This is a genomic window from Pseudomonas sp. QLc11A (assembly GCF_052112305.1).
Classification (GTDB): domain Bacteria; phylum Pseudomonadota; class Gammaproteobacteria; order Pseudomonadales; family Pseudomonadaceae; genus Aquipseudomonas; species Aquipseudomonas laurylsulfatiphila.
The window spans coordinates 1-462 of the sequence record NZ_JAVAJJ010000053.1 but is presented as its reverse complement, the minus strand read 5'-3'; the positions used below and the strand labels follow the sequence as shown (position 1 = coordinate 462).

At 63.6% G+C, this 462-nt stretch carries 1 protein-coding gene; it reads right to left on the bottom strand.

The window, feature by feature from the left end:
• Window positions 1-462: immunoglobulin-like domain-containing protein (locus tag Q8X48_RS29845; RefSeq protein ID WP_407802813.1), on the bottom strand; the 462-nt coding region annotated here is incomplete at both ends.

The window sequence follows — 462 nt, the reverse complement described above, 5'->3', positions numbered from 1 at the left end:
ATCTGGCCGCCTTCGGTGATGTTGCCGGTGGCCGTCAGGGTCAGCCCGGTGTTGTCCACGGAATCGGTGATGGTGGTCACGGCTGGCGCGGTGTTCGGCACCAGGTTCTCGAAATTGCCGCCTGTGGTACCGGTGATGGTAGTGCTGACGGTGCTGCCGTTGACATAGACGTCATTGGCGGGGGTCCCAACCACGACGGTGCCGGTGGTCTGGCCCGCGTCGATGGAAATGACAGAACCGTTGCTCAAGGTCACGGTCATCGGCGTGCCGGCCGGGTTGGTCAGGGTCGCGGTGTAGGTAATCTGGCCGCCTTCGGTGATGTTGCCGGTGGCCGTCAGGGTCAGCCCGGTGTTGTCCACGGAATCGGTGATGGTGGTCACGGCTGGCGCGGTGTTCGGCACCAGGTTCTCGAAATTGCCGCCTGTGGTACCGGTGATGGTAGTGCTGACGGTGCTGCCGTTG